This window comes from Frankia sp. CeRuru1, from assembly GCF_977966315.1.
Window position 1 is genome coordinate 1 of the sequence record NZ_CDWWEW010000017.1, and the last position, 16,508, is coordinate 16,508.

Here is a 16,508-nt window from a genome sequence, read left to right on the forward strand (position 1 = left end):
CCCACGCCTGGTGCACGCGGGCACGCTCACCGCCTCCTGCCCCCCCCATGTGATGATCTGGCCGCAGCTGGCCCCGACCGCAGGAAACGCCCGTCACGAGCGCATCCCTGCGGAGACCGTCCACGCCACGCTGACAAGCAACCAGCTGTTCATGCACCGCCCCACCGCGGGCGCCAGCTCCCACATCAACCACTGGCTCGCCCCGACGCCCCCGGCCCACACGACGGAGAGCAACAGGCGCGCCGTCATCGCCACCCTCGCCCGGACCGTGCCCTGCTACGCACTGGTAGCCCGCCCTGACCCCATCGTGATCGCCGACGCGGTCACCGCCATCCTCCACGACGCCGACGCAGCCACCCGATGAGACCAGCGACCCCGCCTGTCCCCGCATCTCCACCGGCGACGCCGCAGGTGGAACACCTCGTCCTGGAGGCGGCCTGCCTGCCCGCACCCGTCGAGCAGCACCACGCCACGATCCGACCGCTGCTCACCGAGCCGACACTGCGCTGGGGGACCCTGCTCGCCACCGCCATCGAGCACAAGGTGCTGTGCCTGCTCGCCGATACCCTCGCCACCACCGGCCTGGCCGACGAGATCCCACAGGCGTTCCGCCGTTTCCTGGCTTCCGTACTGCGCGCCAGCCGGCACAAGACCGCCGTCCACCGCGCGCAGGCCGCCGCCCTCACCGACGCCGCGGCCCGCCAGCGCATCGCCTTCGCGGCCGTCAAAGGCATCGCCCTGGAGTCCCAGCTGTACGGAGGACGTGGCGCCCGCGAGTTCAGCGACCTCGACGTCCTCGTCGCTCCGGATCACGCCGACGCCTTCCGCCGCGCCCTGCGCCTGCTCGGCTACCAGCCCGGACACTACGACCCGGCCACCCACCACGTCGTCCTTGACGACCCGGCGTCAGCGACCTACACCCGCCTGCACGACGACCTGGTCACCCCCTGCACGGCCGTCGACATCATCACCGACCTGCCCCAGCCCGCGGCCGTTCCCCCGGACCTGGTGCCGAACATGCTCGACCGCCGCCGATCCCAGCCGCTTCCCGGCCACCCGCAGGTCGACCTGCCCGTCCTCGACCCACTCGATCACCTCGCCGTCGTCCTCCTCACGGCGTGACGCAAGACCCGCACGGGCAGACCCGTGTCCCTGCGCACGCGTGCCGACGCGCTGCGCCTCACCTCAGCGAACACGCAGATCACCCGCGCGACCCGGCTGCCTGCCGGCGGAGATGTCCGTGTCCTCGACGACCTGTGGGACCCCTGCCGTGCCGCCGGCCGGTGGGCACCCACAGCGGACGGCTGAGATCGCACCAACAGGAAGGACCTTGATGATCGTGCAGCTGGCTGGTCTCCCCGGCACCGGGAAGAGCACCCTCGCCACCGAACTCGGCCGGCACCTGCCCGCCGCCGTCCTCAGCAAGGACCACATCCGCCACGCCCTGTTCACCAACCCCTATCTCACCTACAGCCCTGCCCAGGACGACCTGTGCATCGACGTCGCCCACCAGGCCGCCGCCCACCTGATCGACGAGGGAATCGCCCCCGCCGTCGTACTCGACGGCCCGACCTGCCACCGCGCCGGCCAGATCAGCCGGGTCGCCCACCTCGCCGACCGCCTCGGACGCCCCCTGCACGTCATCGAGTGCGTCTGCCCGCCGGCCGTCGCGCACGCACGTCTCACCCAGGACCAGGCCGAGGGCACGCATCCCGCAGCCGACCGCACCGTCGCCCTCTACCAGCGGATTCGCGCGAACGCGGTCCCCATCCCGGAACCGAAAATCGTCCTGGCCACGGACACCGAGCTGGCGGCCGTCGTCGCGCGCTGCCTCGACCGACTCGGCGTCACCTCCCGCACCGCGCCCAGCTGAGCGCGCCACCACCTCACTGGTCGCGAAACAGAGCCCGAACACGGTCGAGCTGCGCGGAGAACTCCCCGGCCCGCCGTTCCCGCTGCTTCCACAGCACCGCCAGCCACCGCAACGCGCACGTCCGCTGCGCCGCGCGGAACCTGGGCACCAGCTCGCCCTCGATCCCGAGCGCCGTGACCACGTCCAACCAGACCCGGTCGTCGACCTCACGGGCGCTGATGTGCTCGACGAGATCGGCGGCATCGAACGCCAGATCGCTCCACCCGCAGAACTCGAAGTCGACGCAGCGCGTGACCTCGCCATCCCACAGCCAGTTGACGAGGTTCCCGTCACCCCGCGAGAAGATCCGCGCCGCGGGACGAGCGAGTGTCTCCGCGTCTCCGCTGTCCCGCCATACCCCCAGCAGCTGTCGCAGGTCCCGCGTCAGCGGGTCGTCCGGCTGCGTGTCGAGTTGGCCGGGCCACACGTCGGTCAGCCTCGCCATGAAGTGCACCGCGGAGTCGACGCGGGGCAGCTTCGCGAAGCCGGTCTCCCACGGGAGGTCGTGGATCGGTCGCAGCGTCGCGGCCAGCCCCGTCAGGGCGGCCTCTTGCGCCGCCGGCTCAGCCAGGTCAGGGATGCACGCGCCTGGCAGCATGGTCATCGCGACGATGGGCTGGGCCTCATGCTGATCCCGCCACAACGGCCGCGGCACGTTCGGCACACCATGCCTCGCCAGCAAGGAGAGAGCGCGCCATTCCCGCTCCGTCCGCTGTCGATCATCGACCCGGTACGCCTTCACGCACATCTCTTCGCCCTGCGGGTCCCGCCAGGCGAAGACGTGGTTGTTCCGGCCGCCCGCCAACGGGCGAACACCGAGGCGGTGCAGACCCTCGACGCGCTCCGGGCCGTCGACCAGGAGACATCTACGCAGGTCGTCCGCTAGCAGCACAGGCGTCGAGGAAGGTGTCATCGTCGGCGCTTCAGACAGTGACGGCTTCACAGCACACGAAGCCTACGGGCGAAGGCCGCCCGCCACGCGGACGGGCTCACGCCCGCGTGGAAGTCCCCTTCGCCGACCGCTTCAGCTGTGCGGCGACCGCCTCCCAGACGGCCGCGTGCACGGCCTCCGGCGCCTGCCCGGCCGTCGGCACCCTCATCATGCCGGTGTCGCGTGCGGCCAGCTCCTGATAGGCAAGATCTACGAACGACAGGTACGCGCGCTGCTCGCCGGTCCACTGTCTCCCGTCACGGGCCTCCGCCCGCGCGATCGTCTCACCCACCGGCGCCGACAGCCACAGCACGACGTCCGCCCGTCGCCCGGCAAGGCGTCCCAACCCATCCAGCCAGGACACAGCCTCGTCCACCTCCACCGCATGCTGCCGGATCAGGGACGCAAGCCCGTACGAGAACATGGTGTGCACACCACGGTCCTCGATCACCACATCGTGGTGATCGAGCGCCGGCTCGATCCGCGTCGCCACGATGTCCGCGCGCACCGCCGCCGCCAACAGGCACTCGGTCACCACGTCCCCGTGACGCAGGAACGGCTCATCCGACGACGAGAAGATCTCCACCAAGGTCGTCCCGACATCCCCGGTGTCGAGGGTGGCGAGATCCGGGAGAAAGGCGACCACGAGTCCTTCACTACGAAGTCGCTCCTCCAGCAGACGGCCCTGCGTCGACTTCCCCGCCCCGGGAAGACCTTCCAGGCTGACGAGCATCCCGACCCCTCCGATCACAGTGGCAACCATAAAAGGGGCAGTTCAGCCCTCAGCATCGGCCGTCGTGCCGGCCTCCCGTAGCTGCCGCACCCGAGCCAGGAAGAATCGGGCACGGCACCCTTCCTTCCAGCATGGCCCGCCGACGAATTGTTAGAAGGATAATGCTGCCACACTTCTTGAATGAAGCGTGGCATTCAACGATTCCGGCGGATGGTAGGAGGCTCGCGACAACGTCTCGTGCCGGCCGGCGGACGAGCAGGGACCCGCAACCTCGCCCGCGGCGACGGGAAGTTCTCAAAGATGGTACGAGCGCATAGACATCGAGCATGCCCGGATAGAGCGGGTTCCTCCACGATCGGCGCTCCGGCCAGGCTGACCGCCACAGCTCCACGCGGACGCCGACGTGATCACGGAAGGTGCCGCCCTGACTCCGGGCGTGCCGCAAACGATCGCTGTCTGGTTTCGACGGAATACGCCGAACAGATCAGGGGGTTCAAGCCGAACAAAGCGCACTCGTCGACACTGTTGTCGCAGGTCAGTGGCACCGCACAGACCCGAAGCGGATGTTCGCATTGCGGGGAATGACTGGCGTGCCGCCGGTTGGGAGGCTGAGGGCGTTCAGCGTCGACGCGGTCAGCTCGCCGTCACGACAGCGGCGGCCAGCTGACCCGGTCGTCGAGGCGCCTACGACGAGAAGGATCTGATGATCATCTCCTCTCCACCTCCTCCAACCGTTGATACTGAGGTGCAGCCGGGCCCCGGTGAGATCTGCGCGCCTACTGCCGAGCCTGTCGTCTTCACCGATGGGCACCATTTCAGGCTGAGGGCTCCGCTGGATCTGGAGGCGGTCGCAGCCGGGGCGGCTGGGCCACTGTCAGTGATCCTTCAGGTCACGAAGCGGTGCAATTTCGACTGCTCGTTCTGCTCCGAGACGTTGCAGGAGCCCGACCCGACGCTGGCCGCCTTGGAGCGGATGCGGGACAATTTGGCCGGGGTGCCCCGGGTGTTCCTCAGCGGTGGCGAGCCGCTGCTGCGCCGGGACTTCGTCGACATCGTCGACATGTTCGCCGGGACGGTGATCGGCGTGCCGACCAACGCGACCCGTGGACTACAGCACGCGGCACGCCTGTCCGGCAAGATCGCGTTCGTCAACGTCGGGCTCGAAGGCCCACGGGCCACGACCAACCGTGTCCGGGGAGACTACGACGCGGTGATGGCCGGGATACGGGCGTTCCAGGACGCCGGGCTTCCGCTGTCGCTGTCGGCGGTGGTCTACCGCTCGACGGTGGCCGCGCTGCCGTACACCTACCAGATCGCCGATCTGCTCAATGCCGGGAAACTCAAGATGATCATGCCACTGAAGAAAGGCAACGCGCTCGATCTCGCCGACAACGAGTTCATCTCCGGGGAGGAAGCCACGGCGACGTTCGATCGGCTCGCCGAACTCCGCACAGCGCACGACTGGCGGCCGGCATTGCGGCTGACGTCCTGGACCCCGGACACCGAAGGCCACATGATCGTGGTCAGCCCGCGTGGGCTGGCAAGTGCCTGGCCGGTCTACGACGCCCCCGACCTGCTCGAACCGCTGGGCAACCTGCTCGATGAGCCGATCACCGCGATCTGGGCGCGGTACCGCTTTCGACGCAATCACTACGCCAAGTACCTGGGGCGCTCGATCCGCACCCTCACCCGCGCCGAGCAACCGCCGGCCGAACCTCCGTCGCTGCGTATCAGCCATGCGTGAGGCGACGAACCTGGGCTGGGCCGACACACCGTTCGGCGCCGCACGTCGGCCGTTCGCCGAACGCACTCCGTTGCTGGCCGCGTTCACCGTCTCGACCCGCGCCGCGGCGCCGGACGCCCTCGCAGCGGTCTACCTGCGGCTGCCGCGGGGACGCACCCTGACGGTGACCGACACGACGCTGCGGTTCGGCTTCCACGCCCTCGCGGCCGAGCAACCGGCTGAGACCCCCACCGTTTCTGCCAGGCTCGATGCCCTGCTGGTGCAAGCGCGACGCCAGGCGGCGATCCTCGCCGGCTACCGGCTCGCCGACACTCTGGCGAGGCTCGCCACCGCCGATGCACCCACACGGGGAATCACTGCCCTCGCCGCCGCCTGGTCGGGTCAGACCGCGCGACCCGGTCTCGCCCGCCTCTGCGACGCGGCATATGGCCCCACACCGCCCGCGCTGCGCGACGTGTGTGCCGCCGTCCACCTTCACGGCCTGCCCACCGACTCGGACCCAGCCGCCGGCCCTGCCTTGGCGGTACCCATGACCTCCGCCACCGCGCCGCAGACCCTTCGGCAGGTCATTCTCCGAGCACTGGGGATCGCGCTCCTCGCGGCGCGCAGCGCCGGCCACTACCAATGGGACCGGCTCGATCTCGACACGGTCATCGAGGCCGCCGCCTGTGACCAGACGGCAGCGGCCACGTGAGGAACCCATCGGCACGGCCCTCGTCTCGCCACGCCGCACCGGCCGGCAGCAGCGACCAGATGTCCGCCGCGGAAGGAGCTCGCTGATGCTGCGCAACTGCCTGGTCGTCGCCGTCGAAGGCACCCACGCCTCGGGCAAGACCACCCTCACCCACGCCCTCGCCGCCTACTACCGGGAACGCGGCGTGCACGTCGCCTGCGTCCCCGAGCCCGCGCGCAACAGCCCGTTCATCGAGGAGATCGTCGTCCACGGCCGCGGCGAGTTCGACCTGGAGACCGAAGTCGACCTCTTCGCCGCCCAGCTGACCAGCCTCCTGCGCACCGCACGCCAACACACCATGGTCATCGCCGACAAGACAATCGCGAACGTCCTCGCCTACGCCTGGCTCGTCCTACCCGGCGGCCCCGAAGGACCCCACGCGCCTGTCCTACGCGCGATGGAAGCGTTCTGCCGGGCCTGGGCGCCGTTCTACGACGCGGTGTTCTACTGCACCGACAAGTTCGACCAGCAGCAGCTCGGCGACCCCTACCGGTCGCGCGTCCTCGACATCCAGCCCGCGGCCGACCGGGTCGTGCGCAGCATCTGCGCCACCGTCGGACAGCGGATCTACGACATCCCACCGAACATGCCCACCAGCGCACGGGTCGGCTGGATCGCCGAGCAACTCACCACCCTCGGCCTCGACCCGACAAACCGCTGACCCACGTCCCTGGGAGACTGCCCTCCATGGCGTACACCAGTGTCATCGACGTCATGCTCCTGCTCATCCGAGACGGCGCGGTTCTGCTCGCTGAGCGATCCGGTACCGGCTTCGCTGACGGCTGGTTCAACCTGCCCTCGGTTCATTAGGCAAGTCGCCTGTCGGAATCGACCTTAACGATCTTCGCGTCCCGCGCACGCCGGTCTCCAGGTTGGCCCATCCCAGCAGCTATCCCCCTGCTTGACGTGCGCGCGCATCTCGGCCAGAAGCAGACCCCCCTCACGCTCCTCCGCAAGATCGGCAACGACCACGAGCCGGCGACCTACCGTCCGCACTCACCGATGATGAATCAGCGACGTGATCATGGACTGCTCCCACACCCGTCGCGTCGGCGACAGCCTGACGGTCTGTCCCGCTGGCTCCGCACGATCTGTGTTGACGGAGAGCCACATCGCCACCGGCATGCCAGCGCCCGGTCAGCGGCATGAGCGGATGTTTCATCCAGGCCGAGACCGTCACTGAAGGTTTGTAGAGCGTCACGGCACGTCGGGGTCGGGATGGGCGTCGAGAAACCGGGTAGCCGTGTCGTCGTCGATCAGCGAGTTGTCGACGAGCCAGTCGACGGCACGGCGTTGGGCGCGGACGTCGCGGAAGGCGTACCACGCCGGCAGCAGGTGCGGATGTTCCCGGTGTAGCTCGTCTTTGAAACGACGAAAGGCGCCCCTGCCCTCGATCGCTCTGGCCAGCCTCTGCCCGGCCCGATAATCGCTGACCCGCTCGGCGAAGTCGGCCATGTCCTGGTACCAGACGTAGGACGGGAGCGGGTCGATGCAGATCAGGTCCAGGTCGTCGAGGTCAACGGGGTTCTGGCCGTCGATTCCGAGGTCGGACGTCCAGAACGCAACCTCTCCGGTCCGCGGATCGATCAGCCAGCGATGCTCGTAGTCCGTCTGGTCGGCAAGAGCGGTAGCGATCTCCTCCAGGTCCAGGTTGCTCAGATCAAGCATCGGACCAGGGTAGTGAGGGTGTCTCTCGAATCGCCGGTCGGTCTCGGGTGGATCTTTGGCGGTCGGCATAGCCGCCGTTTGGCAGCAGGTGGTAGCGGTGTTGGTGCTGGTCGGGTGGGGTTCTCCGGTCCCTGCGGCCGGGGCGGCGGCTGGGGTGCCGCTGCGGCGTGATGATCGTTGAGGATCTATCCGTGCCCGATTTGCCGGAGTCGGTTTCAACGCGTTCGTGGGGCTTCGCGGCACGATGCCTGCCGGTTTGCCCGTTCTACCGGTCCGGCCCCTGGGTGCCAGGTTGAACGATACTCTGTCAAGATCTGTCGCATGTGGGCGGTGACACGGGCCGCCGGGCGCCCGGTGGCTACGCTTTCCCTTCGAGAGGCGCGGCGCGGGTGCGGCGAAACAGCTCCCGGATGTTCCCGGTCAGGGCAGGATGTCCTCGAGTAGCGCGATCCAAGCCGTCTGACGGGAGAAACCTCGCCATGGCTCTTGACCCGGCCAACCTGCGCGGCGCTCAACGTGACGGGCAGTCCAAGGCCGCAGGCGGCGAGGCTTCGTTTGCGGTTTCTGCGCCGTCTCTGAGCCTGCCCAAGGGCGGCGGTGCCATCCGCGGCATCGGCGAGAAGTTCGCCGCCAACCCTGTCACTGGCACCGGCTCGGTGTCGGTGCCCATCGCTACCAGCCCAGGGCGTTCCGGCTTCGGGCCGCAGCTCTCCCTGTCCTACGACTCCGGTGCCGGCAACGGGCCGTTCGGCTTCGGGTGGAGCCTGTCGCTGCCGTCGATCACGCGCAAGACCGATAAAGGCCTGCCGCGGTATCTCGACGCGGCAGAGTCCGACGTCTTCATCCTTTCCGGGGCGGAAGACCTGGTACCGGTTCTCCGGGCCGACGGTACGCGCTTCCGTGACGACACGACCGCGCCCGGGTTCGTCATCCACCGCTACCGTCCTCGTATCGAAGGGCTCTTCGCCCGCATCGAGCGCTGGAGCAGGATCGACTCGCCCGGCGACGTCCACTGGCGCTCGATCTCCAAGGACAACATCCTCACCCTCTATGGCTGTGACGCGAATTCACGCATTGCCGACCCGCTGGACGCCGGCCGCATCTTTTCATGGCTGATCTGCGAATCGCGCGATGAAAAGGGCAACGGCATTCGCTATCTGTACAGAGGCGAGGACGGCACCTACCAGGCCAGGCCAGGCCAGCCCGATCCGTTCCATCAGGTCCACCAGCGCAACCGGGGCCTCGCCTCCGACGCGCGGCGCACCGCGCAACGCTACCTGCAGCGGGTGCTGTACGGAAACCACAAGCCCCTGCTGGACGCCCAGGGCCTGCGCCCCCGGTACCTGAGCGACCTGCCCGATCCGCCGTCGGACACCGACGCCGACTGGCTCTTCGAAGTGCGTTTCGATTACGGAGAGCTGGACGAGGGCAACCCGACGGGCCAGCCGGAGAAGCCCTGGCTCCACCGCTCCGACGCTTTCTCCAGCTACCGCTCGGGTTTCGAGGTGCGCACCTCCCGCCGCTGCGAGCGGGTGCTGATGCTGCACCACATCCCCGATCAGCCGGCGGGCCCGGGCCAGGCGGCGCAGCCCGGCTACCGGGGCGTGGTTCGCAGCACCGAGTTCATCTACGACGACGAGATCGACCCCGGTCTTGCCACTCGGCCCGTCTACAGCTTCCTGAAGCAGGTGGTGCAGGCGGGGTGGAGGCAGGAAGGCGGCTCGAGCACACGCGGCAGCCTGCCGCCGGTGGAATTCGCATACACCGAGCCCCGCGTACAGGAGATTGTCGAAGAGGTCGACCGGGCGAGCCTGGAGAACCTGCCCATCGGCCTGGACGGCAGTACCTACCGCTGGACCGACCTGCACGGAGAAGGCATCCCCGGCATCCTCACCGAGCAGGCAGGTGCCTGGTTCTACAAGCGCAACTGGAGCCCGCTTCCGCAGGAGCAGACCGACGGCGGCAAGGCCGTCAAGGCCCGTTTCGCCGCGCTCGAAACGGTCGCGCTCAAGCCCAATGTGTCCTTGAATGCCGGCGCCGAGTTCATGGATCTGGCTGGCGACGGCCACCCTGACGTCGTCGTCATGGAAGGGCAGACGCCTGGCTTGTATGAACACGATGAGGCTGAGGGCTGGCAGCCCTTCCGCCCCTTTACCGCGCGCCTGAACCGCGACCTGAGCGACCCCAACCTCAAGTTGGTCGATCTCGACGGCGACGGCCATGCCGACGTGCTCATCACCGAAGACGACGCCTTGGTCTGGCATGCCTCGCTGGCCGAGGAAGGCTTCGGCCCTGCCCGCCGCGTCGCCCAGGCGCTCGACGAGGAGAAAGGCCCGCGCATCGTCTTCGCCGACGGCACGCAGTCGATCTACCTGGCCGACCTGTCGGGCGACGGCCTCACCGACATCGTGCGCATCCGCAATGGTGACGTCTGCTACTGGCCCAACCTGGGCTATGGCCGATTCGGCGCCAGGGTGGCGATGGATGGCTCGCCGTGGTTCGACAACCCCGATCAGTTCGACCACCAGCGCATACGCCTGGCCGACATCGACGGCAGCGGCACCACCGACATCATCTACCTGCACCGCGACGGTGTGCGGCTGTACTTCAACCAGTCGGGCAACGGCTGGAGCCAGCCGCAGACGCTCAAGGTGTTCCCGCGCGTCGACGACCTGGTGAGCATCGTGCCCACCGACCTGCTCGGCAACGGCACCGCCTGCCTGGTCTGGTCGTCGCCCGTGCCCGGAGACGCGCGGCGCCCGATGCGCTACGTCAACCTGATGGGCGGCTGCAAGCCACATCTGCTGGTCAGGACCATCAACAACCTGGGCGCCGAAACCCGCGTCGACTACGCGCCATCGACCAAGTTCTACCTGCAGGACAAACAGGCCGGGAAACCCTGGATCACGCGGCTGCCGTTCCCGGTGCACGTGGTCGAGCGCGTCGAGACGTACGACCACATCAGCCGCAACCGCTTCGTCACCCGCTACGCCTACCACCACGGCTACTTCGACGGCGTGGAGCGCGAGTTCCGCGGCTTCGGCATGGTCGAGCAGTGGGACACCGAGCGGTTCGCGGCCCTTGCCGATGGAGCAGCGCCGGCCGACAACATCGACGCCGCCTCCCACGTTCCGCCGGTCCACACCAAGACCTGGTTCCACACCGGCGTCTACCAGGGCCGCCAGCGTGTCTCCGACTACTTCGCCGGCCTGCTGAACGCCACCGACCACGGCGAGTACTTCCGCGAACCCGGCGTCACCGATGCGCAAGCATGGGCAATGCTCTTGCCGGACACCGAGCTTCCCGAAGGGCTCACGCTCGACGAAGAACGCGAAGCCTGCCGTGCCCTCAAGGGCTCGATGTTGCGCCAGGAGGTCTATGCCGACGACGCAGACCATCCCGGCGCCACGCAGGAGCAGATCGAGCGCGCCCGCACGCCCTACACCGTCACCGAACAGAACTTCACCATCCGCGCCTTGCAGCCACAGGGTTCCAACCGCCACGCCGTGTTCATCACCCATGCGCGCGAGGCACTCAGCTACCATTACGAGCGCAACCCGATCGATCCACGCATTCAGCACGCGCTGACGCTGGAAGTCGACGACTTCGGCAACGTCCTCAAGCAGGCGGCCATCGGCTACGGCCGCCGCGCCTCGCCGTTGTCGGAGCAAGGGGATCGTGACCGGCAGACCACGCCGCTGCTCACCTACACCGAAAACCGCGTCACGAATGCCATCGACTCGCCCGACGGGCACCGCAACCCGCTCCCCTGCGAGGCGACCACCTTCGAACTGACCGGCTACCCGGCCACCGGACCGGCAGGCCGCTACCAGGCCTCGGACCTGGTCGAACCCGACCCCGCAGCGCCAGGCCGCATGCGCCACACGTTCACAGCGCCGGAAGTCCCGTACGAAGCCACCGCCACCGGCAACCAGCGCCGTCGCCCCATCGAGCTACTGCGCACGCTCTACCGCCGCGACGACCTGACCGACCTGCTGCCGCTCGGGGAACTGCAACCGCTCGCCCTGCCTGGGGAGAGCTACAAACTCGCCTTCACTCCCGGTCTGCTCACCCAGGTCTTCCAACGTCCGCGCCACGGCCAGGCCCCCGAACCGCTGCTGCCCGATCCGGCCGCCGTGCTCGGAGGCCAAGCCGGCAACCGGGGCGGTTATCTGCAGAGCCAGGAACTCAAGGCCGACGGCCGCTTTTCCGCGAGCAACGCCGACGATCACTGGTGGATTCCCTCCGGGCAATCGTTCTTCAGCCCGAACCCCGCTGACAACGCCGCCACTGAATCGGCGCAGGCCCGGCAGCACTTCTACCTGCCGCGCCGCTACCGCGACCCCTTCGGCCAGGACGCCTTCGTCGACTTCGACACCCACGACCTGCTGATGGTCGAAACCCGCGACGCGCTGAACAACCGCGTCACCGTGGACACCAACGACTACCGGGTGCTGCAGCCGCGCCTGGTCAGCGACCCCAACCGCAACCGGACCGAAGTCGCCTTCGACACCCTCGGCATGGTGGTCGGCACCGCCGTGATGGGCAAGCCGCTGCCCGCGCCGGTGGAAGGTGACTCTCTCGCTGGCTTCGTCACCGACCTCACGCAAGCCCAGCTCGACGGTTTCTTCGACGGCGCCGATCCACACGCAATGGCGGCAGCGCTGCTGAACAACGCCACCACGCGCATCGTCTACGACCTCGACCGCTTCCAGCGCACGCGGCAGGCGAATCCCCATGCCCCGGAGCAGTGGCAGCCCGCCTGCGCCGCCACGCTCGCCCGCGAAACCCACCTCCACACCGCGCTGCCGCCGCAGGGCCTGAAGATCCAGCTCAGCTTCAGCTACTCCGACGGCTTCGGCCGCGAGATCCAGAAGAAGATCCAGGCCGAACCCGGGCCGGTGCCGCGGCGCGACGCGGCCGGAAAGATCATCGTTGGTGTCGACGGCCAGCCCGTGATGGCGGCGGCAGACGCCAGACCGCGCTGGGTCGGCAGCGGCTGGACGGTGTTCAACAACAAGGGCAAGCCGGTCCGCCAGTACGAACCCTTCTTCACCGACACCCACCGTTTCGAGCTGGATGTGCGCATCGGCGTCAGCCCGGTGCTGTTCTACGACCCGGCCGAGCGCGTCATCGCCACGCTGCACCCGAACCACACCTACGAAAAGGTGGTGTTCGACCCCTGGCAGCAGACGACGTACGACGTCAACGACACCTGCGCGCCGCGCCCTGCCCAACCGGGCGATCCAAGGCCGCCGCAGACAGGCGACCCGCGCACCGACCCCGACATCGGCGGCTACGTCAAGGAGTACTTCAAGACCCAGCCGAACGATTGGAAGACCTGGGTGCGGCAGCGGATCGCCGATTCTCAGAATCCCCCGGCTGACTCGCGCGGAAACAATCCAGAGCAAGACGCAGCCATACGCACGCTCGCCCACGCCGACACGCCCACCACCGCCCACTTCGATGCCCTCGGCCGCCCCTTCCTGACAGTGGCGCGCAACCGGGTGATCTGCGAAGGCCATCTGCTCCACGCCAAACCAGACGAGCAATTCCGCACCCGCGTCGAACTGGACATCGAAGGCAACCAGCGCAAGGTGTTCGACGAACGCAAGCTGCCCGACGCCAACAACCTGCCACTGGGCGCGCTGGAGCAGCGCATCGTCATGCAGTACGCCTACGACATGCTGGGCAACCGCATCCACCAGGAAAGCCAGGAAGCCGGCGCTCGCTGGATGCTCAATGACGTGGCCGGAAATCCCATCCGCGCCTGGGACAGCCGCGGCCACAACTTCACGACCAAGTACGACGCGCTGCGCCGCCCGATCGAACAGTACGTGTGGGGCGACTTCAGCGACCGCGATCCGCTGAAACCCAACTCCGACCCACGCACGCTGAACCCGCCGAACCAGGCCGGCCTGCTGGTCGACAGGATCGAATACGGCGAGAGCCAGCCCAACGTCGAAGCGCTGAACCTGCGCACCCGCATCTACCGCCACGCCGACTCCGCCGGCATCGCCACCAACGCCCGGCTCGACGCCGCCGGCAAACCACTCGAGGCCTACGACTTCAAGAGCAACCTGCTGCGCAGCACGCGGCAGCTGGTCAGCGACTACAAAGCCATCCCGGACTGGTCGCGGAATCCGGCACCGAAGCTCGACGCCGAAACCTTCGAAGGCAGCACCCGCTACGACGCGCTCAACCGTCCCATCCAGTCCATCGCCCCGCACAGCAGCCTGGGGCGCGGCCAGTTCAACATCATCCAGCCGGTGTTCAACGAGGCCAACCTGCTGGAGCGGGTACATGTGTGGCTGGAACGTGCGGCGGAACCGGACAAGCTCATCGACCCGACCGCCGAAGCGCCGTCACCGGTCGGCGTGGCCAACATCGACCACGACGCCAAGGGCCAGCGCCTGCGCATCGACTACGAGAACGGCGCCACCACCTTCTACAGCTACGACCCGCTCACCTTCCGCCTCACCCAACTGCTGACCAAGCGCAAGCCGGCGGACTTCCCCGGCGACGACCCGCAGCCCGCTGACCCCGCCTGGCCGGGAAAGCAGGTGCAGAACCTGCACTACACCTACGACCCCGCCGGCAACATCACCCACATCCGCGACGACGCGCAGCAGGCCATCTACTTCCGCAACCAGCGCGTCGAGCCGAGCAACGACTACGTCTACGACGCGCTGTACCGGCTGATCCAGGCCAAGGGCCGCGAGCACCTCGGCCAGGGCGGCGCGCCGATGCCTCACTCCTACAACGACGCCGGCCGCGTCGGCATCCTCAGCGCCAATCCGCCCGGCCGCTTCGCACCCAACGACCGGAGCGCGATGGGCCGCTACACCGAACGCTACGTCTATGACGCGGTCGGCAACTTCCTGCAGATGCAGCACGCGCGACACGACACAGCCGTGCCCGGCTGGACGCGCCGCTATGCGTACACGCAGGCCAGCCTCATCGAGCCAGGCAAACAGAGCAACCGGTTGAGCAGCACCACCGTCGGCAACGCCGCGCCGGAGCCCTACACCCACGACGCCCACGGCAACATGCTGGGCATGCCGCAACTGAACGCGATGCAGTGGGACTACAAGGACCAACTGCTGATGACGCAGCGGCAGAAGGTCAACAACGAGGACGCGGACGGCGCCGAGCGCCACGGCGAACGCACCTGGTACCTCTACGACGCCTCAGGGCAGCGCGTGCGCAAGGTAACGGAACTGGCCAACAACGGCGGCATCAAGGACGAACGCATCTACCTCGGCGGGTTCGAGGTGTTTCGCAGCTATCAAGGTCCAGCCAATGCGCGCACGCTGAAACTGGAGCGCGAAACGCTGCACGTGATGGACGACAAGCAACGCATCGCACTGGTGGAAATGCGCACGCTGGGTGATGAGCAGGACCTAGCGCAGCGACTGATCCGCTACCAGTTCGGTAACCGCCTCGGGTCAAGCAGCCTGGAGCTGGATGAGCAGGCACAGATCATTTCCTATGAGGAGTATTCCCCCTACGGCAGTTCAACCTATCAGGCGGTGCGCAGCCAGACGGAGATGGCGAAGCGGTATCGGTACACGGGAAAGGAGCGGGACGAGGAAAGCGGGTTTTATTACCACGGGGCACGGTATTACGCGGCGTGGGTGGGGAGATGGACAAATTGTGATCCAGCAAATTTCGTTGACGGGCCAAATATATACACCTACGTCCGCAACTCTCCAATTCGCCTTAGAGACACAACGGGAATGGAAGGGGATGACTCGTTCCCGCCTGATCCAAGTAAAGAAATCGCGATCGAGCTAAAGGTTCGCGCACAGGCGGCCAAAGGGGTACTTACGGGTTCTCTAGAGGGATCCAGGCGCTTTGCAGTGGCAACGGTGGCGGGCGCCAGGCAGATGGGAGAGAACGCAATTGTGGGGATGATGAGCGGTATGGTTCATAGCACAGGCGATCCGAAGGTGATTGCAGCTTATCAAGAGGACATGAATCGGCGCGTTCAACAAATGAACCCCTTCATCGGACTTAAGGACGCGTGGGAGAAGACTAAAAGCGGGGTTGCCGAGTTTAAGGCGGGAGACACTCATGAAGGGACAGCAAAGGTTGTCGAAGCGGCTGCGCAAGCCTATGCCATTGTTAGAACAATTAAAGGAGCTAAGGAGACTGTTTTCGAGAGTCCAGCTTCAGCACCAAGAGCAACTACACCGACTCCGGGCAAGCTGGCTGGCCAAGGCGAGGTGGCGCCAAAGGTAGGCCTTCCTGCAGGGGAATCTGAGCTATCCTTTCCTGCCCCAGCGCCTAAGCCCTCGGTTCAGGCTCCTGCTCAGGCGCAACCTTCACGCCCGGCTCAACCCAATAGTGGAGGTTCAACGGGAGCGACACCACGGCCGATTGGCGGGGCTCCACGGCCTGATACTCATCCCGACCTTCGGTTTCACTACACCGTAGCAGAAGATCCCGTTTCGGCGTTCTCGGGCGGCGTTCATGCAGAAACATCATTCACCGGTGAAGGGAATCTCTCTCCAAAGGCCGCTAAGACGAGGTTGGGTTTGCCAGGAAATCCTCGATACGTGGTCGTCGTTAGGGACAGCGGGCAGTTTCGCCCCAAGATTCAAACTAATCCGACCCCAGGTAGAGGTTTTTCCGGCGGCGGGAGCGACTACACGAATCCAAATAGAATATCTCCCGATCGGATTGAGGGCATGTACGAGATTGGTCGGCAGGGGCCAATCTGGGAGAACAATCTGTGGAACAAGAAGAATTGAATCTAGCACCCCGAGTCTTTACCGATATTTA

The 16,508-nt window shown here is 67.0% G+C and carries 11 protein-coding genes and 1 pseudogene; 9 read left to right on the plus strand and 3 right to left on the minus strand.

Going from position 1 to position 16,508, the window contains the following annotated elements; translation table 11 throughout:
- The 4 genes and pseudogenes from AC08OP_RS02455 to AC08OP_RS02470 form a co-directional block, all read left to right on the plus strand.
- Positions 1-364, plus strand: a pseudogene (locus AC08OP_RS02455) (hypothetical protein); the annotation flags it as partial.
- Between the two features lie 47 nt (positions 365-411).
- Complete coding sequence (locus AC08OP_RS02460) at positions 412-1,122, plus strand: nucleotidyltransferase family protein (RefSeq protein ID WP_476612718.1); 711 nt, start codon at positions 412-414, stop codon at positions 1,120-1,122.
- Between the two features lie 24 nt (positions 1,123-1,146).
- On the plus strand, positions 1,147-1,308 hold the full coding sequence (locus AC08OP_RS02465; protein WP_476612719.1) for a hypothetical protein: 162 nt from the start codon (positions 1,147-1,149) through the stop codon (positions 1,306-1,308).
- 25 nt (positions 1,309-1,333) lie between these two features.
- Complete coding sequence (locus tag AC08OP_RS02470) at positions 1,334-1,873, plus strand: P-loop nucleotide/nucleoside kinase family protein (RefSeq protein ID WP_134351645.1); 540 nt, start codon at positions 1,334-1,336, stop codon at positions 1,871-1,873.
- A 13-nt stretch (positions 1,874-1,886) separates the two neighbouring features.
- Here AC08OP_RS02470 and AC08OP_RS02475 read toward each other — a convergent pair whose 3' ends face one another.
- Positions 1,887-2,825 carry an aminoglycoside phosphotransferase family protein gene (locus AC08OP_RS02475; RefSeq protein WP_476612720.1) on the minus strand — a complete coding sequence of 313 codons (939 nt, stop codon included), beginning with the start codon at positions 2,823-2,825 and terminating at the stop codon, positions 1,887-1,889.
- A 76-nt stretch (positions 2,826-2,901) separates the two neighbouring features.
- Positions 2,902-3,576, minus strand: a complete 675-nt coding sequence (locus tag AC08OP_RS02480) for a dTMP kinase (RefSeq protein WP_476612721.1) — start codon at positions 3,574-3,576, stop codon at positions 2,902-2,904.
- A gap of 745 nt (positions 3,577-4,321) precedes the next feature.
- Here AC08OP_RS02480 and AC08OP_RS02485 point away from each other — a divergent pair.
- The 4 genes from AC08OP_RS02485 to AC08OP_RS02500 all read left to right on the plus strand — a co-directional run bounded on the left by AC08OP_RS02485 (position 4,322) and on the right by AC08OP_RS02500 (position 6,863).
- The gene (locus tag AC08OP_RS02485) at positions 4,322-5,320 is read left to right on the plus strand and encodes a radical SAM protein (protein ID WP_476612722.1); all 999 of its coding nucleotides are present in this window, start codon (positions 4,322-4,324) and stop codon (positions 5,318-5,320) included.
- Positions 5,313-6,014: a hypothetical protein gene (locus tag AC08OP_RS02490; protein ID WP_476612723.1), complete on the plus strand. Its 702-nt coding sequence runs from the start codon at positions 5,313-5,315 to the stop codon at positions 6,012-6,014. Before AC08OP_RS02485 ends, AC08OP_RS02490 begins: the two co-directional genes overlap by 8 nt.
- A gap of 85 nt (positions 6,015-6,099) precedes the next feature.
- Positions 6,100-6,714 (plus strand): AAA family ATPase, encoded by a 615-nt coding sequence (locus AC08OP_RS02495; protein WP_476609547.1) that lies wholly within the window; start codon positions 6,100-6,102, stop codon positions 6,712-6,714.
- A 26-nt stretch (positions 6,715-6,740) separates the two neighbouring features.
- A complete protein-coding gene (locus tag AC08OP_RS02500; protein WP_020460401.1) occupies positions 6,741-6,863 on the plus strand; it encodes an NUDIX hydrolase in 123 nt (40 codons plus the stop codon).
- A gap of 387 nt (positions 6,864-7,250) precedes the next feature.
- On the opposite strand, the gene AC08OP_RS02505 is transcribed toward AC08OP_RS02500, so the two are convergent.
- Entirely contained in the window at positions 7,251-7,721 is a 471-nt protein-coding gene (locus AC08OP_RS02505; protein ID WP_476612724.1) for a UPF0158 family protein, read from the minus strand.
- 479 nt (positions 7,722-8,200) lie between these two features.
- Between AC08OP_RS02505 and AC08OP_RS02510 the strand changes: the two genes are divergently transcribed.
- The gene (locus AC08OP_RS02510; RefSeq protein ID WP_476612725.1) at positions 8,201-16,477 is read left to right on the plus strand and encodes a SpvB/TcaC N-terminal domain-containing protein; all 8,277 of its coding nucleotides are present in this window, start codon (positions 8,201-8,203) and stop codon (positions 16,475-16,477) included.
- Positions 16,478-16,508 lie beyond the last annotated feature (31 nt).

What these genes read in the sequence shown, in the direction of transcription:
- AC08OP_RS02470 (WP_134351645.1), top strand. Translation starts at nt 1,334, where the DNA reads ATGATCGTGCAGCTGGCTGGTCTCCCCGGCACCGGGAAGAGCACCCTC.
- AC08OP_RS02475 (WP_476612720.1), bottom strand. Translation starts at nt 2,825, where the DNA reads ATGACACCTTCCTCGACGCCTGTGCTGCTAGCGGACGACCTGCGTAGA.
- AC08OP_RS02480 (WP_476612721.1), bottom strand. Translation starts at nt 3,576, where the DNA reads ATGCTCGTCAGCCTGGAAGGTCTTCCCGGGGCGGGGAAGTCGACGCAG.
- AC08OP_RS02490 (WP_476612723.1), top strand. Translation starts at nt 5,313, where the DNA reads ATGCGTGAGGCGACGAACCTGGGCTGGGCCGACACACCGTTCGGCGCC.
- AC08OP_RS02495 (WP_476609547.1), top strand. Translation starts at nt 6,100, where the DNA reads ATGCTGCGCAACTGCCTGGTCGTCGCCGTCGAAGGCACCCACGCCTCG.
- AC08OP_RS02500 (WP_020460401.1), top strand. Translation starts at nt 6,741, where the DNA reads ATGGCGTACACCAGTGTCATCGACGTCATGCTCCTGCTCATCCGAGAC.
- AC08OP_RS02505 (WP_476612724.1), bottom strand. Translation starts at nt 7,721, where the DNA reads ATGCTTGATCTGAGCAACCTGGACCTGGAGGAGATCGCTACCGCTCTT.
- AC08OP_RS02510 (WP_476612725.1), top strand. Translation starts at nt 8,201, where the DNA reads ATGGCTCTTGACCCGGCCAACCTGCGCGGCGCTCAACGTGACGGGCAG.